The sequence below is a fragment of the Paraburkholderia sp. RL17-381-BIF-C genome (assembly GCF_046026435.1).
Classification (GTDB): Bacteria; Pseudomonadota; Gammaproteobacteria; order Burkholderiales; family Burkholderiaceae; genus Paraburkholderia.
This window is the reverse complement of the sequence record NZ_JARESX010000032.1, coordinates 33,651-54,417: the sequence shown is the minus strand read 5'-3', so window position 1 is coordinate 54,417 and position 20,767 is coordinate 33,651. Positions and strand designations below refer to the sequence as shown.

At 65.9% G+C, this 20,767-nt stretch carries 16 protein-coding genes; 3 read left to right on the top strand and 13 right to left on the bottom strand.

Annotation, left to right across the window (positions count from 1 at the left end; all coding sequences use genetic code 11):
* The first annotated feature begins 7 nt into the window (after positions 1-7).
* Positions 8-3,226, top strand: a complete 3,219-nt coding sequence (locus P0D70_RS20455; protein WP_408185817.1) for a hypothetical protein — start codon at positions 8-10, stop codon at positions 3,224-3,226.
* On the opposite strand, the gene P0D70_RS20450 is transcribed toward P0D70_RS20455, so the two are convergent.
* Genes P0D70_RS20450 through P0D70_RS20440 form a run of 3 tightly spaced genes read right to left on the bottom strand, consistent with a single transcriptional unit; the run spans position 3,205 to position 7,744 of the window.
* Positions 3,205-4,638 (bottom strand): polysaccharide pyruvyl transferase family protein, encoded by a 1,434-nt coding sequence (locus tag P0D70_RS20450; RefSeq protein ID WP_408185816.1) that lies wholly within the window; start codon positions 4,636-4,638, stop codon positions 3,205-3,207. The genes P0D70_RS20455 and P0D70_RS20450 overlap by 22 nt on opposite strands.
* A complete protein-coding gene (locus P0D70_RS20445) occupies positions 4,635-6,647 on the bottom strand; it encodes a thiamine pyrophosphate-binding protein (RefSeq protein WP_408185815.1) in 2,013 nt (670 codons plus the stop codon). The genes P0D70_RS20450 and P0D70_RS20445 overlap by 4 nt, the downstream gene beginning before the upstream one ends.
* Positions 6,647-7,744, bottom strand: a complete 1,098-nt coding sequence (locus P0D70_RS20440; protein ID WP_408185814.1) for an aromatic ring-hydroxylating dioxygenase subunit alpha — start codon at positions 7,742-7,744, stop codon at positions 6,647-6,649. Before P0D70_RS20440 ends, P0D70_RS20445 begins: the two co-directional genes overlap by 1 nt.
* 494 nt (positions 7,745-8,238) lie before the next feature.
* Between P0D70_RS20440 and P0D70_RS20435 the strand changes: the two genes are divergently transcribed.
* Entirely contained in the window at positions 8,239-9,297 is a 1,059-nt protein-coding gene (locus P0D70_RS20435) for a response regulator transcription factor (protein WP_408185813.1), read from the top strand.
* A gap of 122 nt (positions 9,298-9,419) precedes the next feature.
* Here P0D70_RS20435 and sctC read toward each other — a convergent pair whose 3' ends face one another.
* From sctC to P0D70_RS20385, 10 genes are all read right to left on the bottom strand, one after another.
* Entirely contained in the window at positions 9,420-11,201 is a 1,782-nt protein-coding gene (sctC, locus tag P0D70_RS20430; RefSeq protein WP_408185812.1) for a type III secretion system outer membrane ring subunit SctC, read from the bottom strand.
* 109 nt (positions 11,202-11,310) lie between these two features.
* Entirely contained in the window at positions 11,311-12,786 is a 1,476-nt protein-coding gene (locus tag P0D70_RS20425; RefSeq protein ID WP_408185811.1) for a helix-turn-helix transcriptional regulator, read from the bottom strand.
* 188 nt (positions 12,787-12,974) lie between these two features.
* Positions 12,975-13,856: a type III secretion system export apparatus subunit SctT gene (sctT, locus tag P0D70_RS20420; RefSeq protein ID WP_408185810.1), complete on the bottom strand. Its 882-nt coding sequence runs from the start codon at positions 13,854-13,856 to the stop codon at positions 12,975-12,977.
* Entirely contained in the window at positions 13,853-14,380 is a 528-nt protein-coding gene (locus P0D70_RS20415) for a hypothetical protein (RefSeq protein ID WP_091792708.1), read from the bottom strand. Before P0D70_RS20415 ends, sctT begins: the two co-directional genes overlap by 4 nt.
* Entirely contained in the window at positions 14,380-15,729 is a 1,350-nt protein-coding gene (gene sctN / locus P0D70_RS20410) for a type III secretion system ATPase SctN (protein ID WP_408185809.1), read from the bottom strand. The genes P0D70_RS20415 and sctN overlap by 1 nt, the downstream gene beginning before the upstream one ends.
* Complete coding sequence (sctL, locus tag P0D70_RS20405) at positions 15,726-16,547, bottom strand: type III secretion system stator protein SctL (RefSeq protein WP_408185808.1); 822 nt, start codon at positions 16,545-16,547, stop codon at positions 15,726-15,728. Before sctL ends, sctN begins: the two co-directional genes overlap by 4 nt.
* On the bottom strand, positions 16,532-17,317 hold the full coding sequence (locus tag P0D70_RS20400; protein WP_091792705.1) for a type III secretion protein HrpB4: 786 nt from the start codon (positions 17,315-17,317) through the stop codon (positions 16,532-16,534). Before P0D70_RS20400 ends, sctL begins: the two co-directional genes overlap by 16 nt.
* 18 nt (positions 17,318-17,335) lie before the next feature.
* A complete protein-coding gene (gene sctJ / locus P0D70_RS20395) occupies positions 17,336-18,202 on the bottom strand; it encodes a type III secretion system inner membrane ring lipoprotein SctJ (protein ID WP_408185842.1) in 867 nt (288 codons plus the stop codon).
* Between the two features lie 77 nt (positions 18,203-18,279).
* Complete coding sequence (locus tag P0D70_RS20390; RefSeq protein ID WP_408185807.1) at positions 18,280-18,678, bottom strand: type III secretion protein HrpB2; 399 nt, start codon at positions 18,676-18,678, stop codon at positions 18,280-18,282.
* Between the two features lie 51 nt (positions 18,679-18,729).
* Positions 18,730-19,332, bottom strand: a complete 603-nt coding sequence (locus P0D70_RS20385) for an HrpB1 family type III secretion system apparatus protein (protein WP_408185806.1) — start codon at positions 19,330-19,332, stop codon at positions 18,730-18,732.
* Positions 19,333-19,635: 303 nt separating this feature from the next.
* Between P0D70_RS20385 and sctU the strand changes: the two genes are divergently transcribed.
* A complete protein-coding gene (gene sctU / locus P0D70_RS20380) occupies positions 19,636-20,766 on the top strand; it encodes a type III secretion system export apparatus subunit SctU (protein WP_091792702.1) in 1,131 nt (376 codons plus the stop codon).
* Position 20,767 lies beyond the last annotated feature (1 nt).

Sequence of the window (20,767 nt, the reverse complement as noted above, 5' to 3'; positions counted from 1 at the left end):
ACCGCTCGTGCCATTCGGGATTCGCAACCCTTTCTCACGCGGCGCGCCGCCGGTTCAGCAACAGCAGCAACCCGCGGCCCCACAGCCGAATCAGCCGCAGGCCAATACGCCCCTGCCCGAAACGCGCGTGGTCGGCGGCCCGCTCGACAAGCTGCGCGCATTGCGCAACCATCTGCCCAGCGCGCCGGTGCAGACGCCGCTTGCAACGGGGCAGACGCGCAGTGACCCGATGCCGCAAGGCTCGCCCTTCAACGACCTGACCGGCAGCGGCGCGAGCCGCGCCTATACGCCGTTTCATACGCGCACGACGGTGCGCGCGTCGCGGCCCGCGCCGGAGATCGAGCCGAGCGCGAAGCAGATGCACACGCCGAAGCCCAATGCGAGCCCTCCGCTTGGCGTCAAATCGCACAACAACACCAATGTGAAAAGCGCGGTCGGCAAGAACGAGCGCGCCGCGTCGCAAGCGAGCACCGAACTGCGCAACGAGGCCGCGGCCGACGCGCATCTTGCCGCGAGCTTTCCGGCCGAACCGGGCACCCAGTTCGAAACCGACCGCAACGCGCTGCTGCACGACATCCGCGAAGCGATTCCACAAGCGCGGCGCGGCGATCCGCCGCTCGCCAAGGCGCGTTTTCTCGGTCACGCGCTGGCGGAAGCGACGGGCGGCAACGTGCAGCGCGCGAACGACGTGCTCGGCGTGCTGCAAGGCACGATCGCGCATCCCAACGCGCAGCAGGCGCGCGATGCGTTTGCCACCCGCTGCGCGATGGCGCGCTCGCAAGCCGCTTTCCACGCGCTGCGCGACGTCGAGGCGGCGCCGCCGCTGGGCGGCAATCTCCAGGCGCCCACCGAGCGCGACCGCAAGGTCCACGCGCAAGCCGACTGGCAAACCTGGCGCGCCGCGGACACACTGTTGTCGGCATGGCCGAACGGCATGGAAAAACCCGGCTCGCTGCGTGAACTCGGCGAAGCGGCCAACGCCATGCTGCCGGCCGCCGAACGCGACCCCAACACCCAGGTCGCGCAAAGCCAGCAGCAAGCCGCGATCAGCCTCGCGCTGGCGCCGCATACGCAGACCGCCAAGGCGATGCTGTGCGGCAACGCGCTGCTCGACAATCCGCGCGCGCAGCCGGACACGCGTTTGCGTTCGGCGTACCTGGCGCATCGCAACGGGATCGCCGAAGCCGATGTCGGCCAGGTGCAGAACCGGATGTTCTCGGTGGTCAAGCACGCGCAGCGCAATGCCACCTCGGCACGCACCGGTTCGTGGATGAACCGCACGGCGCAGCGCTTTCGCAGCGGCGTCAAGCAGAGCTTCGGCCACGAGAAGGACCCGATCTCGGCGCTCGGCATGGGTACTGCCGGCGGACTGATGGACCATCCGGACAAGGACTTCAGCACGCTGCAATCCATCGATACGGTGGTCGATGCGCTGAATACGCAGGTGGTGAACGGGCAGCAACGGCGGCGCGGCGAAGCGCCGAACAATGCGACGATGAACGCCGCCGTGCGCGCCGCCGCGCTGCGCAACTGGAAGGCGAGCATCGGCACCAAGGGCTGGTTGCGCGACGACACCAAATTCGGCCGTCTGCAGCGAAACCAGATTGCGCGCGACGTTGCCGGCGCGCTGAACGTCGACAGGAACACGGTGCGCGACAGCCCGGCGTTCCGCGATCTGCCTAAAATGAACGCCGAGACGCTGCGCGCCTGGGCCACCGAATCGGGCGCGGACATGAATGCGCCGATCGGCGCGACCGGCCGCACGCTCGGCGAAAATCTCGACCGTATGCAGGCGATCCGCCAGGATCCAGTGGCGACGCCGGCCACGCCACAAGGCAATATCGATTCGTTGTGCCATCTGGTCGAACACGTGCCGAAGACGTGGAGCGTGCAGATGTCGAGCGGCGGCGTGTACGGGCTGGACGCGAACATCTCCGAGAATATCGCGACCGCGCTCGGGCTCGTCGGCGCGCCGAGCGCGTCGGTGGCGCCGGACGTGCGCTATCTGAAAGGCCGTCACGCGCTACTCGAAGTCGGCTCCACCTCGCATCACGGCGAGATGTTCATCGGCACCGACAACCGCAAGTCCGCGCACCTGGGCGTGGGCGGCTTCATTGGCTGGTCGCTCGCGGGCGGCAAGGCGATGGCAAGCGGCTACGGGTCCGTGATCGGCGGACGCGACACCAGCAATCCCCGCGGCGTGGTGATCCGCACGCCGTTCGACCAGACCGGCAGCAACGACCCCGAGGCGTGGCGCGGCAAGATGACCGACGTGGTGCGCACGCTCGGCGGAGCCGGTCCCGGAGGACAACTGCCGCGCACCAAGGACGAAATGTGGAACGGCATGGCGGACAAGTTCTTTGCCGATCCGGACGTGTCGATCGGCTGGGTCGACAACAAGAGCCGTTCGAATTACGGCTCGGTTGCCGTGACGGGAGGCGCGCGTTACGTGAGCCCGGCCAACGTCAAGTTCGGGCCGCTCGTCACGGCCGAGGCCGTGCTCAGTTCGAGCAAGGCACATGCGACGGATCAGAGCGGCGCGCGCAACGTCGACAAATCGAGCAGCGGGCATCGCTTCGCGGTCAACGGCAGCGCCACGCTGGTGGCGAGCCCGCCGCCCGTGCCGATCGGCAACGTCGGGCCGTTCAACTCACTGTCGTTTTCGAGCGCGCCGCTGGTGGGGTTCGGCACGACCCTGATGCAGACCGGCACCGGTTCGACGCTGCGGCTCTATGAAGAAAGCGGCGACATCGTGCCCGAGCGCACCTATCGCGATACCGAGTTCACGAGCGTCGGCAACTACCTGCAATATATCGACAGTCGCAATGACGAATGGACTCATTCGATGAACGGCGACCAGGCGGCGTTGAACCTGTACCAGACCAAGGTCAAGCTCAACGCGACTCGCGGCAATCAGTACTACGGCGAGCGGCAGCGCATCGTGCCGCAGGCGGCCGCCGAGATCAACGCGTATCGCGGCACGCTGCGCATGTACGAGCAGGGCGGCCGCACGCCGAGCGCCGACGAGCAGAGGGAGATGCTGCGGATTCGCGGCGAGATCGCGCGTCTGCTCGAGTCGCCGGCAAGCTGGACGAATCACGTGCTGTATAGCTACGAGTCGAATTCGGCTTCGCGCACGTCGGGGCTTTCGTATGTCGGCACCGCGCAGGCGGTCAAGCAGGTTAGTGCGCAGCGGGAACTGAGCTATCTGTCGGCCCAGGTTTGATCGAGGCGCGCCGCGCCTTCGAGCACGGCACGCACCCGCTCACCCATCCCGTCAAAGCGGGCGCGTTGCAGGCGCGCATAGTCGCCGTATGCGCCAAGCAACGCGCCGCGCACACCTTCATCCCGCAGCGATGCAATGGCCGCGAGCGCGGCCTGCGCGCCGCCGACGTCATCGCAGGCCGCGCTCCATCGCGCGCAACCCGCCTCGCTCAGCAAGCGCTCGATGCGCGCGTCCATCGACAGCCCGAACACCGGCACGCCATGCGAGATCGCGAGCACTGCCGCGTGATAGCGTGTCGTCACCGCACATGCGGCATGCGCGACCGTGGCGGCCACTTCGTCGAGCGTCTGCGGGCCGCGCGCGACGATCTCGATCGGGAACGGCACACGGGCCGCCAGATCGGCGCAGGCGCCGCGATCGAGTTGCTCCATGCCCACCAGCACCGGCATGTACCCCTGCTCCCTCAAGCCGACAGCAATCCGCGCGAATCGATCCAGATAGGCGTGATAGGCCTCGGCGCGCGACGCGTCCCAGCAGTGGAAATGCAACGGCCCATAGCGCAGCGGCGATACTTCGCCACGCGCGTCGAGATCACGCGCTCGCGCCGCGTCGGCGTGCACCGGCCACCAGAACGGATTGTTGGGACAGAGCACCGCGCGCCGTGGGCCGTGCGGCCCATCGTGAGCCCCATCGCGCACTGCAGAGCGTGCCCGATAGGTCCACGCGGTATCGGCGCCCGCTTGCGCGCTCACACCGAGCGACGCGAGTTGCGCGCGCGCCGCGTCGTTGCGGCAAATGACTTCTCCGGCCTGCGCGTGGCGTTCGACAAAGCGCGTGAGCGCTGCGCTCATCGTGCCGCTATCGACACCGTACGCAATCGCCGCCCGCCCGTGCGCATGCGCGAGCGCGATTCCGCCGATCAGCACGCCCGCCAACGAGTCGGAAAACTTCGACGTATAGGTCGAGCCCTCCACGTTCAGTACGAGATCGGCATCGCGCACGGCGGCGTCGAGCGCATCGGGCAGATACGGCAGCGCGGGCATGAGACGCGGCGTGCCGGCAAGCAGCGGATGATCGAAGCAGTCGCCCAGCGCGAACAGCGTGATACGGGGCTCGCGCGGCGCGAGCAGACGACGCAACTGCGCGATCGTCTCGATCGTACGCAGATCGGCACCGGTATTGCCCGCGCCGCTGTAGCCGAGCAACAGCACGCGCGGCGTGTCGCGCGATGTGTTGCGCGGCGCGTTTCGATTTTCTCCGGGATCGCTGCGCACGGGCGCACGCCGCGCCGCGTCGATGCGTCGCCGCATGTCGTCGAGAAATACCTCGTCTGGCGCGGGAGCGTCCGCATATCGGTTCAGCGCGGCGAGCGACCGCTGCAATGGGCTGTCGGCAAGGTCCCAATCCATCATGCCGCACCTAACGCTTGAGCAAGTTGCTGCATTTGCAGCGCACCGGAGTACGGATCGACCGCCACTTCGACGATCGTCACGCCGGCGTGATCACGCGCCTCTGCGAGCGCCTCGTCCAGCGTGTCTCGCGTCTCGACACGGCGATGCGCCAGCCCGAACGCCTGCGCCAGTGCGCCGATATTGAGCTGGTAAGGATTGCGGATCGTGCGCCGATAAGCCGGTGCTCGCGAGATCGGCAAGAAGTCGAAGATCGCGCCTCCGCCGTTGTCGAGCACGCATAGGCAGGCCGGCGTACTCACACGTTGCGCGCTCGCCAGCGAGGAGAGATCGTGAATCAACGCCTGATCGCCGAGCAGCAACAGACCCGCATCGCGGCGCGCGAGCGCTTCGCCGATGAACGTCGCCAGCGTGCCGTCAATGCCGCTCACGCCGCGGTTCACATAGATAGTCTGGCGCGCGGCACGCACGTCGTAGCCGATATCGGCGTGACGCATCGACATGGAATTGCCGAGATGGACGAAGGCAAAGCCGGGCACAGCCAGCACGCGATGAACCGCCGACACTTCACCCCAGGGGAGCGCCGCAACGCACGCGCGCCGTTCGCGTGCACCGTAGGCGGCAACGCTCGCCCAGCGGTCACGCCAGGAAAAGGCGACGGGCGCGGCAGGCTTCGCCGCTGTGTTGGGACTGGCACTGGCACTGGTACTGGCAGTCCGATGTAACGGCACGGGCACGGCCTCGCACAACGCCGCAGCCATCTCATCCAGTGTCGCTGGCGAAGCGGCGACCACCACATCGCGCGGATCCAGCGCCGGGTGCAGATAGTCATGCGCGACACGACAAGGCGCGATCTTGATGGTGGGCACGTCGGCATGCGTTTCGAGGTACGCGTGCAGCACCGGCATGACCGGCGCGAGGCCGAAGCGCACGATCAGTTCCGCGCGCGCCGACGCGAGCCGCGCCGCGCCGCCGAACACATCGAATGCGTTGACGATCAATGCGCCCGCCGCGCCGTGCGCAGCCGCTTGCGGCGCCAATGCAAACGGCCCCGAGCGCAGCCCGCTGCCCGCATCGGCAAGCACGGGAAAACCACTCGCCGCGGCCAGCGCGAAGATCGCCTCGGGTGGCACGCCCGGTTCCGGGCCGACCACGATCAACCCGTCGAGACCGTCACTGAGCGGTCGGCTGCCGCGCCTCGCGAGCACACGCGCCATGAGGCGTTCGACGATCAGCGTGGCAGACCTGTCGGATAAGCGGGAGTCGGCGTATAGAGACGCGCTGCGATCTTGCGAAGCAGTGGGCGCACATGCGCCGCTGTCGGCCTCGGTCCGTGCGGCTCGTGCCGCGCGGACCGTCCCGAGCGACACCGGCTGCGTTTCGAGTGCGTCGTAGACACCGGCCAGCGGAACGTTCAGATGCACTGGACCACGCGTTGGCCGCATCGACGATGGATGCGCGTCGGCGCGTGACAGGCTGTCGCCGAGATCGGGCACGCCCTCGAACATGGCGGCCAGCACGACCGCGATCTCGCCGCGCGCTCGCTCCACGGCTCGTGCGGAGTCCTCGGGATCGGCCAGGTCCGCCTGTGCGCGCACGAACGCGCGGGTCGCACCGAGATGGTCCGCCGTCTGTCCAAAGCCAGCGCCGCGCAGCCCACGCGGCCGATCGCACGTCAGTACGACAAGCGCCACACCGCAGGCGTCCGCTTCGGTCAAGGCCGGCAAGACATTGGCAACCGCCGAGCCGGACGTCGTGACGATCGCGACCGGTGCGCCGCTCGCTTTCGCGATCCCAAGTGCGACGAACGCGCCGCTGCGCTCGTCCGTACTGATCATCTCGACGGCGATTCGTGGATGCGCGTCGAGGGCAAGACACATCGCGCTCGCGCGGCCACCGGGACACAACACCGCATGACGCACACCGGCCGCGCTCAACATCTCGACGATGAACTCCACCCATACCGTGTTGAGTGATTCACCGCGCGCCGCGGTGGCGGGAACGGCGCTCATCACGCCAACGCTTGCGAAGTGTCCGCCACCGGCGTAATCGCGATCGTGCGCGCCTGCGCTGCGTTCGCCCCTTGCTCCGCCGCAATCAGCCGCTCCATCACGCGTCGTGCGCGAATCGCGCCGGCGTCGATGGGCAGCAGCGCCGGCTGCATCGCCCAGAAGTCGTTGTCGCCGAGATTCTTCTGCTGCGCTTCGAGCATGGGCAAGTCTTCGCACTCGAACGGCTTCATCAGACCTTCGACGGCATAGCGCACCAGCCCGCGCGCCGCGTCGCCCATCTCACTGGGCAGACCGAACGCGAAGAAATAGTGTGTCGTGCACTCGGTTTCCGGCGTCAGCCAATGCGCGGACGGCGAGATCAGCCCCGCTTCGCGCGGCATGCCCGCCGCCGTTACGCCGACCACGATGGAGAGCAATCCGGGAGGCGTCCAGCGCACATCCATCCAGCGATCCACCCGCGTGCCGGGTGGAATCCCGAAGCCTTGCGCGACGAACGGCTGCAGCGCTTCGTCGTAAATGCTGCGGCGAACCCAGACCGTATCTCCGAGACTGCCCGACTGCACGTCGCCGCGTGCAATTGCCTCGCTGCCGAGCGTATCGGGATGGAGGAACTGGAAGTGGCTCAGATCGAGCAGGTTATCGGCGCTCAGTTGATAGTGGGCGCGCGTATGCAGATAACCGTCGTGCGTGACGTTGGTCGCGGGATCGACGAAAGGAAAAGACGGCACCAACGCCGCGTCGGCGCGGGCGGGGTCGCCCGGCCAGAACCAGATGGCGCCGTAACGTTCGATCGACGGGTACGCACGCACCTTCGCACCCGCCGGCACGCGGCCGTCGCCGTGCGGATTGTGCACGCACTGCCCGCTCGCGTTAAAGCGCAGACCGTGATACGGACATTCGAGCACGCCGTCGACGATACGGCCTTTCGAGAGCGGCGCGAAGCGATGCGCGCAGCGATCGTCGAGCGCGATGGCACGCTGTCCGGCATCGCGATACAGCACGACCGGCCGCCCGAGCAGCGTGCGCGTGAGCGGCAGGTCGGCGCGAACCTCGTGCGCAAAAGCGGCGACATGCCAGGCGTTTAACAGAAAGGACATGAGACCACTCGCAATGGAATCGGCACAGGAAAAACACGGCGCGGCGCCGCATTGGGCGGCCGCCTCATGCGAGTGTAATTAGCCGGTCAGCTCACAGATTCAACAAAGCTCAGGCAAATGCGAAGCCGCATTCACAAAACGCGCATTCGAGATGCTCAACAAAGATAAATACGGCTTGCGAACCTGAAAGGTGCTGCGAACCTTGCTTCGCATGCGATTCCCGGCGGCCCGGGTCTCTTTTACTCATTAAGGCAAGCAATAAGGTAATTGATGCCGAATTCTAGTTTAGCCGTTCATCTCCCGGCTAATAGCCGCGATCTGTCCGGTTATTGACCGGATTGAAACGATGCGAAACAAATTCCGAATCTTTCATGCTGCTTCAGTGCATGTCAGGGCGAAACAATTCGTTACAGCCCTGATATTTTAAGGACCGTAATTTTCGGGACAAGCAACGCGGTTTGGGAAGCAACCTTATGCATCAATCCCCGGAGGGCATGTTGAAATTCGCCGTGATGACTACCAGCAGCAGCCTGTTCAATCTGATTTGCCAATGCTTTCGCGACGATACGATCGAATGCTGCCGCTTCCTCGATGACGTCGCGCTCTCACGGGCGATCTATCGGGAGGACTATCACGCCATTCTTGTGGACGCGGCAACGGGAATCGACGCGACGCGCGCGGTCTTCGCACGGCGAGCCTGCTATGGCGACCGCCGCGCGCCGTTGATCGTGATCGGCGCGTTTGCCGATCGCGACAGCATCGAGCGCGCTTTCGAAGTCGGCGCCGACGACGTCGTGCTCTCACCGATCGACCAGGGAGAACTCGAAGTACGCACCTACCAGGCATTGCGCCGCTTTCAGTCGCCGCCGCCGTTGCAATCCGAAGATCGGGCCGAACTCGGCCCTTACCGGCTGGACCGGCGTACCGGCACGGTGCTGGTGGACGAACGCGAAATCCGCCTGACGGTTCGCGAGTTCGCCATCGCCTGGCTGCTGTTCTCGCGCGCGGGTGAATATGTGAGCCGCCGGCAGATTGCCGGTGCGATCTGGAGCAGTACGGAAGATATCGTCGGACGCACGCTCGAACAGCACATCTACAAACTGCGCAAGAAGCTGGGGCTGAACGGCGCGTCAGGCGTTCAGCTACGCACGATGTATGCACACGGATATCGCGTCGAGTTGTGCGACGGCAAGCAGGATGCCGATGCCATCATGCCGGTGATCAGCGAGGCCGAGCGGGCCGTCGATGCGATCGAGGCGATCACAGAAGTCGTCGATATCGCTCGCGACGAAGGGAACAGACAAGGCATCCGGCAAACCGCGCGCGTTTCCCGAACGCTCGATGTCCACGAAAAAGACAGTGAAGCCGCTCGCAGCGCGCAACCGTGGGCTCAGTATGCCGCCATGTGGCACAGCGGCACCGCGCATATCGTGAACCCGGTTGCGGGCATCGGCACGCGCGGTGCCGAATCGTCGGTAAGCGAGGCTTCGTCGGCCTTGACGTCGTTCCCGATTCCCGCCGCGCTGCTGGGCAGCAACGGGCGGCGGCGCTAATGCACGGGCAAAGGGACGCACACCACCGCTGAGGAAATCGGGTGTGCCAATCGCAAGTGGGGGCACTTACGACGTCGAACTTGACGCCGCACGTGCCCCCGCGTTCAGCAGCGGCCTTCCGATTACAGATCCAGCACTCGCGGCGACAACAGAAAGACGCGTTCCATATGCGAGCGCTCATCGTTGTTGTAGCGGAACAGTGCGCCGATCAGCGGAATCTTCGATAAGCCCGGCACGCCGGTCACGCCGTTCGAGTTGTTGTCCACGCTATAGCCGGCGATCAACAGGCTCTCGCCCTGGCCGACAAAGGCCTGCGTATTGATCTCGCTGCTGGTGATGACCGGAATGTTGTCGACCTGCTGGCCGGTGAGCTGACCGTCTTCGATATGCACTTCGAGCTTGATGCGCATCTGGCCGTCCTCCTGCACGACCATCGGCAGCACACGCAGCGAGACGCCGGTCGACACGCTGTACAGATCCGCCGACGTATAACCGGACACACGCACGAAGAACTTGGTCTTGTTGTCCATTACGGCTTCGACGTTGTCGAGCGTGGCGACCTTCGGCGACGCATCGATCTTTGCCTTCGAGGTGGTCTGCAACGCGTTGACGCGCGCCATCAGATAACGCCCCGCATCGCCGAGCACGGCGGTAATCGAGGCGCCGACCGGTGTCGCTGAGACCACCGTGGTGCCGTCGGCGAGTGTCGTGGTGCCGAAGTTCGGGTTGATCGAGCCGTTCGCGTAGCTGTTCTGCTGATACGTTCCGGTACCGGTCTGGAAGTCGAGATGACTGTTATGCGCGCGCCAGTCCACGCCGATTTGCGCGAGCACGTCGTCGTCGATTTCTATGATGTGCGCCTCGATCTCGATCAGCTTGGGCCGCGTGTCGAGCTGATCGATCAGCGAAGCGTACTGGTCGATGCGCTGCGGCGTATCGCGGATCAGCACCGAGTTGGTGGTCGGATCGGGCTGCATGATCGGCAAGGTCAGATCGCCGCCGCTCGGCGGGCTCGTCTGCGAAGCACCAGGCGCATTCGCGTAGCCGACGTTGCCGGTGCTGCCGTAGTTGGACGGCTGCGCATTACCGACCAGCCCGCCGAGCGCCCCACCCTGGCCGTCGGCCATATTGGGCGGCAACGGCGGGTTCATCTGGCCGCCGCCGCTATTGCCTCCGCCCACGTCGTTCATGGCCGGCACGCGCTGCATGTTCGGCGCTACCGAGGTCTGCGACTGACCGCCACCCTTCTCCTGCCTGGCGTGATACATGTTCGACAGCACGGTGGCCACACCCGGCACGGTGATCGTGTTGCCGTCGATCTGCACCTTGTGATCGGCGGCCCATGCGTGCTTGAGCTTGAACACGCGAATCACCGAGCCGCTGCGGCGGCTCGCATTGTCGTCGAGGCGTTTTGCGATCTCGCTCACCATCTGCACATACTGCGGCGGACCGTTGACGATCGCCGTGCCCGCGCTCTCGTCGTATACGACCGGGAAGCGCGCGTCGTCGACACTCATGGTATGCAACGCTGCTCGCAGATCGGAAGCGGATGCGTGATCGAGCTTGATCACCTGGTGGGTGACGTCGTTGGCGCTGCTGATCGACAGCACGCTGCCGTCATAGAACCAGACGAAACCGAACGTCGACGCCAGCGTGTCGAGAAAGCGCTGCGGCGACATGTCGAAGCGGCCCGTCACCGCGCCCTGAACATTGCCCGCGATCGACGCGGCCACGCCCTGGCTCGCGGTGAAATCGCGCAGCACGTCTTTGAGATCCTTGCCTTCGACGGCGATATGCACCGTCGTACCGCGCCACCGCACGGGCGCCGCACTGGCGGGTTGCAGCGTGCTCAACGTGAGGGACGCCGCGAGCCACGCGGCGCAGAACAGCGTCTTCGATTTCATGGAGTCGACTGTGTGAGGGTGATGGAAAAACCGCGAGCGCCCCAGCGCAACCGGAGCAGCAACCGGAGCAGCAACCGGAGCAGCAACCCGAGCCGCAAGCGCGACGGCGCTATCGCTCGAGCGTCTCGGACGGCGCTTCATGAAACTGCTTGCGATAACCGTTGACGAGCGTCGAGCGGTTTTGCACGCCCCATTTACTCGCGGCGCCCAACACGCCGCGATCGCTCGAATACGACCGGTCGGTGAGTTCCGCGCGAATCCGCTCCATGCGTTGGCGCCGGATCAGTTCGGTCGGCGACAGGCCGAGGAAATTCTTGAACGCGCTCTGCAACGCGCGCTCGGTCACGCCGATCTCGGCCGCTACTTCGCGGACCGACAGATCGCGCCGGTCGAGGTTGTCGAGCACGTAGCTGTATGCGCGGCGATACTTGGCCGGCAGACGCGCGCCGACATCGTCGAGTTGGGGCGAGGCCTTCGCGCCGCGCTGCAGGAACGGCGCGCGCGTTTGCGAATCTTCGCGCAGGCATTGCATGGCCACGAGCGCATAGCGGCTATAGAGTTGCAGCGACTCCTGCGCGCGGCCTTCGGCCTGGCGCGTTTTGGCGCTGCAGTAGAGATATTCGAGCTGACGGTGGCCGGTGGTGCCGTTGCGGCCGATCTGATGCAGCGGTTCGAGAATCGAGCAGGCCAGATGAGGCGCCGCGCCCGCCAGCGTCGCCAGCGCGATCTCAAGGCGCAGCGTGCGCTGATAGTCGCCGATTCCCTGCTCGCGCGACCAATGCAGATGCTGCTGCAATGCGCCGATCGCGTCACGATCCGCGCAGGCGGCCAGACGCAGTTGCTGCAGGTAGTCGATGCGCGCGCGCAGCAGCGGCGAGCGCACGCCGAACACCGCGCGCGCGAGACTGTCCACGCTTGCATCGGCGCCCCGGCCCGGCCGCGGCACGCGTTCGCTCGACAAGCCCGATTGCCAGTAGACATGATCGCGCAACGCCGTCGCGTTACGCACTTCCATCTGCACGGCGAGGTCGAAGCGCAGCGTGCCGAGCAATGCATGCCAATGACCCGCTGCATCGTCGAGATCGCGCTCCACCCGTTCGACGAGATCGTCGATGGCGTCGGCGGCTTCGCTCGTGCGGCCCAGTTCGTAGAGCACGCAGACAATGCCGAAGTGCGCTTCCACGGCGCGCGCCGGTTCGATGCCGGGCTCATCGGCCACACGTGAAAAGCACGCCAGCGCTGTGCCGAGGCGATGCCGGAAAAACGCCTGCCAGGCGGCGTTGCGGCACGACGCGGTACGAATGGCATGCTTGGACGAGCGACTCAGCTTTTGCGAACGACGGTAGTTCTCCTCGGCCTCGACTTCGATGCCGAGCATCAGTTGCATGTCGGCGTGCAGTTGCAGCGCATGCGGGGCGAATTCGGCGTGACCCGCTTCGTCGGCCCAGCGACTCGCGAGCTGACTCGCGGCGTTCAGCTTGCCGTCGAGCAACGTCTCGAGAAAACGGCTGGACAATGCCGGGTGAGCAGACGGTGCGGGCGTCGCGAGCGCGGATACCACGGGGAAGTAAAGCATCGAGAACATGGACGACTCCTCTGAGTGCGGGAACGCGTCGCAGGCGACATGCGCGATGCGTCGAGTGGAGTCAATGTAGCGAGCCGCCTGAAGCGAAGTTTCAATTAATCTGATATTTGCGGCGCATTTGAGAAGGTTTGAGTTTTGCATCGATGCGGCCGCGCAGCCGCGTTTCGCCACGCATTCTCAACGCAAGCTCAAGGCTTGCCTGACGGCGTCGCAAGGTTCGGCGTGCTCGATGCGTTCGGTGTCTCCGAAGGGGCCGGCGTTTTCGTCTTTTCGTTCAGTACGCGAAACTGCGCTTCGAGACCGCGCAAGGTCACCTGATCGCGCACCTGGTCGACAAAGATGCCGACGAATAGCGCCAGCATCAACACCGTCACCGCGCCCTTGACCGGCTGACTGAGTGTCATCAGATCGAGCTTCGAGGCGGACTTCGCGGCAAAGCCGAAGGCGAAATCGACCAGCAGCAGAATGAACATCATCGGCGCGGCGAGCTTGGCGATGGTTTGCATCAGCGTGTCGGTCTGCGTGAGCACGAACGATTCGAGTATGTTCGACACGTTCGGCCCCGCCGACACGATCGGCCACCAGTGATACGACTCATACAGCGTGCCGAGCAGAAAGGTCATGCCGCCGAGCGCCCAGAACGCGACGGCGGCGATCTGTCCGAGCAGCGTGGCGGTCGGCGTCGATTGCTCCTGACGGGTGGGATTGGTGATCTGCACGTTGTTATAGCCGGTCAGGTCGTCGATATAGGTGCCCGCGCCCTCCGCGACCCAGAACACGACCGAGGCCGCAAAGCCGATCACGAGTCCAATCAGCGCTTCACGCAACCCCACTTCCAGCAGCATGACGCCGTGCAGCGATTGCATGAACGCGACGGGCTGACCGTAAGCGACATAGGCGCTGAACAGCACCACCACGGCATTGCGCACCACGCCTTGCAGCAAACCGTCCGCGGTCGGCGGGAAGATGAACATCACGATGAACAGGCGCAGCGAGCACACGCCGATCAACGTGATGTAGCCGACGAGCAGCGTGCCGAGTTGCGGCAGCGCGGAAAAGATGTCGTTCATGGGTGCGCTCCGCGCGCCTGAAAACGTCGCGCCAGCGCGGTTTCTTCAGCCTCCTCGTCGCTCGCGTCGCTGGCGGCATTGTCCTGAACGCGGCGAATGTCGCGAATCCGCTCGCCGCATAAATCGATGCGGCCTTGATTCAGCGCGATGTCGCGTTGCGTCTGCGCGATCGCGGCGCTATTGCTCTTTACCGCGGCTTCGGCCTGCGCGAGTTCCGTTTCGAGTAGGCGCAACCGGTCGCTCACCACGCCGATATACAAACGGCAGTTGTTCAGATCGTCGAGCGAGAACGGCTCGCTGCCCGTCATCATGCCGTCCATGCGATGCTGGTAGAACTGCAGCACGCCGGCCTCGTGCGCGTGTCGCTCGGCCTTGGCATCACGCGCGGCTTCGAGTTGAAGTTGCACATTGCGCTGCGCCGCAAGCGTCGCGCGCAAGGTTTCGTCCAGACGCCGGCGCCGCGTGCACGATCGCTCGAGCGCGACGATGCGCCGCTGCTGCATGCCCATCGATCCTGCGGCCATCAGCCGAGCCCGCTCAATTCGTACAGCAGCGCTTCGGTGTCGCCCGGCGCGGCGTAGTCGTCGGTGCGCTGCGACAGAAACGCCCTGATCGCATCGGCCTTGCCGATGGCTTCGTCGGCGAGCGGATTGGAGCCGGGCTGATACTCGCCGATCTGCAACAGCATCTCCACCTCGCGATGCTTCGCCATCAGTTCGCGAATCCGTGCCGCAGCCTGCACGTAGCCGTCCGGCACGACCTGCGGCATGACGCGCGACAAACTGCCGAGCACGTCGATCGCGGGGTACTGGTTCTTCGCCGCGATCTCGCGCGACAGAATCATATGGCCGTCGAGAATGCCGCGCACTTCTTCGGCGATCGGATCGCTGCCGCTGTCGTCTTCGGCGAGCACCGTGTAGAGCGCGGTGATCGAGCCGGTCTCGCCCATCCCCGCGCGTTCCAGCAAGCGCGGCAATTCGGCGAAGATGGACGGCGGGAAGCCGCGTCTTGCGGGCGGCTCGCCGGCCGCAAGACCGATCTCGCGGCCGGCGCGCGCGAAGCGCGTCAGCGAATCCATCATCAGCAGCACGCGCTGACCGCGGTCACGAAAGTACTCGGCAATCGCGGTCGCGACGTAGGCCGCCTTGGCGCGCTCCATCGACGAACGATCCGAGGTCGCGCATACCACGACCGAGCGCGCCATGCCCTCGGGTCCGAGAATCAGCTCGACGAACTCGCGCACTTCGCGACCGCGCTCGCCGATCAGCGCGATCACGTTGACGTCGCACGAAGCGCCGCGCGCGAACATGCCGAGCAAGGTGCTCTTGCCCACGCCGGCCGGCGCGAAAATGCCCATACGCTGGCCCTCGGCGAGCGTCATCATCGCGTCGACGGCGCGCACGCCGGTCGGCAACGGCGCCTCGATCATGCGGCGGCTCATCGGATCGGGGGGCGCCGCGAAAATCGGCCGCAGCGTGTCGGAATGAATCGGCGGGCCGCCATCCACGGGTTCGCCGAGACTGTCGATCACGCGGCCGAGCAACATGTCGCCGACTTTCACGGCGAGCGAGCGGCCGAGACCGATTACCTGAGTCGAGCGCGAAATGTTTTCGAGGCGCGAGAACGGCGAGAGCAGCGCGACCTCGCGTGTGAAGCCGATCACCTCGGCATGCTGAAGCAACGTGCCGTTCGGCGCGCGCAATTCGCACAACTCGCCGAGCGACAGATCGAGACCGGCCACCTTGATCAGCGTGCCGATCACTTCCAGTACTTTACCGGTGCGCGTCACGCCCGGAACAGCAAGAATCTCGCGTTCGATCTCGTCGGTAAGCCGGTCGAAATCGATCGTCCGGGTGAACCACGGCGTGCTCATGCCGCTTCCCCGTCAGCGCGACTGTCGTAGTCGTCGGCGTCGTTATCCGCATCGCCGCGCGCCCGCTCTTCGCCCTGCGCATCGGCTTCTTCGACCGAGCGTTTCAGCGCACGTGACACGGCGCTGCGCATGGCGCGCAATTGCGTATCGAGGCTCGCGTCGACGGTGCCGAAGTCGGACTCGCACACGCAACTGCCGGGCTCGAGCCGCTTGTCCGCCATCACCGAAAGCGGTATGGGCTGACCGAGATCGCGCCAGCGCGAGGCAAGCCGGTCGAAGGTGGCCTTGGCCTCGGCATAGTCGTCGGGGTGGACCGCGACACGCAGGTAGGTCGCGCCTTCCACGATGCGGTCGACGGTGGCGAGCGCGCGCTCGAACAATGCCTCGTGCCGCTCCACGCGCACGATCTGCTCGACCGCCGACGCGACGATCTGCGCCAGCCGCTCGCGCATGCGGATCTGCAACTGGCTCTGCGCGTCCGCGACGTCGGCGAGACGCTGCATCCAGTCGGCGAGCGCGCGGTCGCAGCCGTCGCGATAGCCCTGCTCGCTGGCGGTGTCGTATTCGCGTTGCGCCTGTTCGGCGATGGCTGCGGCCCGCGCATGCCCCGCGTCGACGATGCTCGCCGCCTCCTCGCGCGCGCTCGCAAGCAGCGCATCGCGATCGGCGGCGAGCGCCGCATACGCCGCATCGATCGAGACCAGTTCGCCGAAGGTCGCGCGGGGAATTACATCGGCGGCCGCGCCGACCCGGGCTGACGAACCACAGACGTCGATATCGCCCAAGGCGGAGCGCGCGTGCTTCAACCAAATAGCCATGCAAACTCCGGTAGCAGATCGGATAGACGCGCGAATAACCTGGCGGAACCGGGCGCGTCGAGCTCGTCGGGCACGCACGCGAGCCATGCCGGCGTGAGCAGCGCGCGCGGCAACGCGAGCCTCAGCAAGGGAAACGCCACACGCATGCTGTCGTTCGCACTGCCTGCACCGTTTGCTGCGTTGACCCGGCCCAGGTCACGCAGGAGCAACGCACAGCCTTCCGCCGCCAGCGTGCCGGCATCAAGTGCTGTCAACGGCGGCATCGCCGCCCGCGCGGCCAATCGTGCGATATCGGGCGCATCGGCGAGATGGGCGTCCTGAGTGAGGCGGTCGATGCCCACACCCGTCCATTCCGAGAGTTGCGATCGCGTGCGCTTGTCGATCAAACGGCGCACCTCGGCGCGCCGGAACGACAATGCGCGCATGCGCAGAACCTGGAGCGAGCGACCGGCCGGCAGCACGTCGAGCAGCACCGCATTGGGCTGAGCCGTGCCCGCAGGCGAGGGCTTCAGCGCGGCATGGGTCAGCGAGGCGAACGCAGGCGGCCTGACGCCGGCGGCATCGGCAAGGGCATGGGAACAGGCTTCGACGGCGGCTGCGCCGGCACGCTCGAGCGCGCCCTGCCAGTGTTGCAACTGCACCGCATTGGCGCCGAGCAAGGCGGCGCTCCAGGACGGATCGGCCCAGCGCGCCACGCTCGCAAGGTTGCGGCGATAGCAGTCGAGCGCCGCGGCCACCCGCATGAAAGGCAAATCGGTCGGGGCGTTCATCGCAGCCGCTTCGCCGGATCAGTTCGCGGGGCGCAGACGGCGCAAACGCGCGAGCAATCCAGCCATGCGGCCGCTCGCGGGCTCGCCCGTTGCATGCCCCCCCGTCGCAGCACCGCCCGTTTTGCCGCCCGTTTCGCCGCCCGTCCTACCGCCCGGCCGCCCCGCCAGTACGCCACGGCGCGCGAGCACCAGCAGCGCGGTCGCGACGAGCACGACCACGCCGGCGAGCACACCCATCAGCCACGCGGGCATGCCATTGCTCTGCGGCAGTTGCGAGTATTCGACCGGGTCCGCCGCGACCGCCGTCACGCTGACCTGATCGTAGGTGAGCCCTTCCACGCTATGCATGACGAGCGTCTTGATCTGCGGCACCAGCGCGCCAATGTCCGAGTCACGCCGATATTTGATGAACACCGCCGCCGACGAAGGCTTGATGGTCTGCGCCAGCGGGTCGTTGTTCGGCAACACGATCTGCACGCGTGCGACCAGCACGCCGTCGATCTTCGACAAGGTCGACGACAGCTCCTGCGAGGTGCCGTAGATAAAGCGCACGCGCTCCTCGGTCGGCGTCGACACCAGACCGTCTTTCTTGAACAGCGCGCCGAGATCGTCGAACTTGTTGTGCGGCAGACCGCGCGCGCGCAGCACTTCCATCGCACGCACCATCTGCGCGTCGTCGACGTCGAGCGACCAGGTCTTGCCCGCATCCGACGTATCTTTCGACGCATCCACGCCGCGCTCCAGCAGCGCGACCACCATCTCGTTGACGTCCTGCTCGGACAGGTTGCCGTACAGCTCTTTCTTGCAGCCGCTCAGCAGCACGCATAACGCGAGCACGCAGACGAACGGTGTGGCGCGGCGGCGAATCGGCAGGCGGTCGAACATGGTGGCGGCGTCTCGCATCGAGTGCTCAGGGTTCGCGCAGGCGCTGCGCCACCGGCGGGGTGGCGTGCGCAGGTGCGCTACTGGTTCTTCATCAGCGTTTCGATCGCCGACTTCGACGAATCCACCACGCCCATCTTCGCTTCCAGGTCGAGTTGCGTGCTGGCGAGTTCGAGCGTCATGCGGATCGTGCCGGCGCTCATCTCGTTCATGGTCATGGTCGGCGCCTGCTGGGCGAGTTGCAGCGCATCGTTGACGGTGTGCTGCAACTCGGCGTCCTGCGACGCCACCAGCTTCGAGGCGACCGCGGTGCCGTCCTGCTGCGGCGTGGCGGGCGCGCTCATCGGCGCCTTCTGCATCAGCGACTGGAACTTGTCGGCCAGTTCGGGCGTGCTCTGCGCGGCCGGCGCGGCGCCCGCGCCTTGCGACATCTGCTCGAGCGAGGCCTGCAAGGCGGTCGTGGTGGCATTGACAGTCATGTGCGGCTCCGGAAACAGGTGGAAAAACCAGTCGCGGCTTGGCGGCGAAAATCAGGCGCGCAGGAAGGACTGGTGCGCGTAATCGGCAGTGACCGGCGCGGGCGAGACCGGCGCGGACTGAGCGCCCGGCTGGACTTCGGACTCGACATGCCCGGTCGTTTGCGCGTCGAACTCCGCCAGCGCCTCCACGGATTTCGGCGTGACGAACTGGCCGCCGGCGCGCTTCACCTTCATTGCGTTAAGCAGGTCTTCGCGCGCTTCGAGCGCGCGAACCAGCGATTGCGTGTCGCGTGTCGGATTGTTTTCCATGGCTTCGCTCGCGCATTGCTTCCAGTCGGGGTCGCCCTTCGCGGAGAGACAGAACGCGAGCAGCGCCTTGGCGTAGCCGAAGCGCGGCGCGTTCTCGCCGACCTGGCGCAGCACGTGGATAGCGTCGTCCCAGTGGCCGCGCACCATATGCAAAATGCCGTCGAGCGTGTCGATCTCGGCAACCCGCGGACGCAGCACACGCAGCGCGTCGAGCACGAGTTCGATGTCGTACGGGTCGGCCGACACCTTCGGGAAATTGCTGAGCAACGCGGTCGACACGGTTTCGATCAGGCCGCCGACGACATCGGGGCTGCAGTTCAGATATTCCGGCGTGCTGACGGTCATGGCGAGGGGCTCCTGACAGAAGCGTTGAGGCCGACCGGGCCGTTTGCAGCCGGTCGGAAGGGATGACGCAAACATAGCAACCGGCACGCGGCGGCAAGCCGCTGGATGCGAAGTGAGCGCATGCGATGCGAAGCCGAACGCCCGCTTCGTAATGCGCGCGCCCGCTTCGCTTCGACGGGCTCGCGCGAAGACAGCGGGCGCTATCGTCAGGCGGAATAAGCGGCGCCTGCCTCGCGCTCGATGCGTGAACCCGCCGCCTGCCCCGCCCGCCCACGCCCTTCTTCCCATTGCGCCCGAGCCGACATGAGCGACGAAAAGACCGAAGAGCCAACCCAGAAAAAGCTGCGGGACGCGCGCAAGGACGGTCAGGTGTCCCGCAGCAGCGACTTGACCGATTCGATCTCGATGTCGGCGGTCGTGTTGTTGCTGATGGCCGGCGCGAGCCACTTCAGCGATGCGATGCGCGAAGCGGTGCTGATCGCCACGGGCTTCGTGAACGGCGATCATTCTCTGACCAATCTGCAGACGCAGTTCTACAGGATCGGCGGCCTCGCGCTGTCGGCGATCGTGCCGTGCATCTGCATTGCGGCGCTCGCCGCGATCGCCGGTTCGATCGGCCAGGTCGGCATGCAGATCGCCACCAAACCGATCACGCCCGATCCGAAGGCCGTCAGCCCGATGGCGGGCCTCAAGCGGATTTTCTCGGTTCGCACGCTGATCGAGTGCGCGAAGATGATCGTCAAGGCGGTGATCGTGTTCTGCGTGATGTGGCAAACCATCAAGTGGCTTTTTCCACTGATCGTCGGCTCGCTGTATCAGCCCCTGCCGGAACTCGCGCGCATGTTCTGGGACCTGCTGATCAAGCTCTTCATGGTTGCCGCGGCCGTATTCGTGCTGGTCGGCGCCGCCGACGTCAAGCTGCAAAGCTTCATGTTCCTCAAGAAGATGAAGATGTCGAAAGACGAGGTCAAACGCGAGCACAAGAATCAGGAAGGCGATCCGCGCATCAAGGGCGAACGGCGGCGCCTCGCGCGCGAAATGCTGAATGCGCCGCCGCAATCGAAAGTCGGCATGGCCAACATGATGGTGGTCAATCCCACTCACTATTCGGTGGCCGTGCGCTACGCGCCCGACGAACATCCGCTGCCGCGCGTGATCGCCAAAGGCATGGACGAGCACGCCGCCGAGTTGCGCCGTGCGGCTCGCGACGCGGGCGTGCCGATCATCGGCAATCCGCCTGTTGCGCGGGCGCTGTACAAGGTCGGCGTCGATCAGCCGATTCCCGAAGAATTGTTCGAGACGGTCGCGGCGATTCTGCGCTGGGTCGATGCGATCGGCGCGCGCCGCGCGTCGGGCGAGCCGGCCGTTGACGCCGCAGCGCCTGCCGATCCCTCCGCAACGCACCTGCCCGGTCCGCCGCCCGCCCTCCACTGAC

What these genes read in the sequence shown, in the direction of transcription:
- P0D70_RS20390 (WP_408185807.1), bottom strand. Translation starts at nt 18,678, where the DNA reads ATGACTGTCAATGCCACCACGACCGCCTTGCAGGCCTCGCTCGAGCAG.
- sctC (WP_408185812.1), bottom strand. Translation starts at nt 11,201, where the DNA reads ATGAAATCGAAGACGCTGTTCTGCGCCGCGTGGCTCGCGGCGTCCCTC.
- P0D70_RS20425 (WP_408185811.1), bottom strand. Translation starts at nt 12,786, where the DNA reads ATGTTCTCGATGCTTTACTTCCCCGTGGTATCCGCGCTCGCGACGCCC.
- P0D70_RS20445 (WP_408185815.1), bottom strand. Translation starts at nt 6,647, where the DNA reads ATGAGCGCCGTTCCCGCCACCGCGGCGCGCGGTGAATCACTCAACACG.
- P0D70_RS20385 (WP_408185806.1), bottom strand. Translation starts at nt 19,332, where the DNA reads ATGACCGTCAGCACGCCGGAATATCTGAACTGCAGCCCCGATGTCGTC.
- sctU (WP_091792702.1), top strand. Translation starts at nt 19,636, where the DNA reads ATGAGCGACGAAAAGACCGAAGAGCCAACCCAGAAAAAGCTGCGGGAC.
- sctL (WP_408185808.1), bottom strand. Translation starts at nt 16,547, where the DNA reads ATGGCTATTTGGTTGAAGCACGCGCGCTCCGCCTTGGGCGATATCGAC.
- sctT (WP_408185810.1), bottom strand. Translation starts at nt 13,856, where the DNA reads ATGAACGACATCTTTTCCGCGCTGCCGCAACTCGGCACGCTGCTCGTC.
- P0D70_RS20415 (WP_091792708.1), bottom strand. Translation starts at nt 14,380, where the DNA reads ATGGCCGCAGGATCGATGGGCATGCAGCAGCGGCGCATCGTCGCGCTC.
- P0D70_RS20440 (WP_408185814.1), bottom strand. Translation starts at nt 7,744, where the DNA reads ATGTCCTTTCTGTTAAACGCCTGGCATGTCGCCGCTTTTGCGCACGAG.
- sctN (WP_408185809.1), bottom strand. Translation starts at nt 15,729, where the DNA reads ATGAGCACGCCGTGGTTCACCCGGACGATCGATTTCGACCGGCTTACC.
- sctJ (WP_408185842.1), bottom strand. Translation starts at nt 18,202, where the DNA reads ATGTTCGACCGCCTGCCGATTCGCCGCCGCGCCACACCGTTCGTCTGC.
- P0D70_RS20435 (WP_408185813.1), top strand. Translation starts at nt 8,239, where the DNA reads ATGTTGAAATTCGCCGTGATGACTACCAGCAGCAGCCTGTTCAATCTG.
- P0D70_RS20450 (WP_408185816.1), bottom strand. Translation starts at nt 4,638, where the DNA reads ATGATGGATTGGGACCTTGCCGACAGCCCATTGCAGCGGTCGCTCGCC.
- P0D70_RS20400 (WP_091792705.1), bottom strand. Translation starts at nt 17,317, where the DNA reads ATGAACGCCCCGACCGATTTGCCTTTCATGCGGGTGGCCGCGGCGCTC.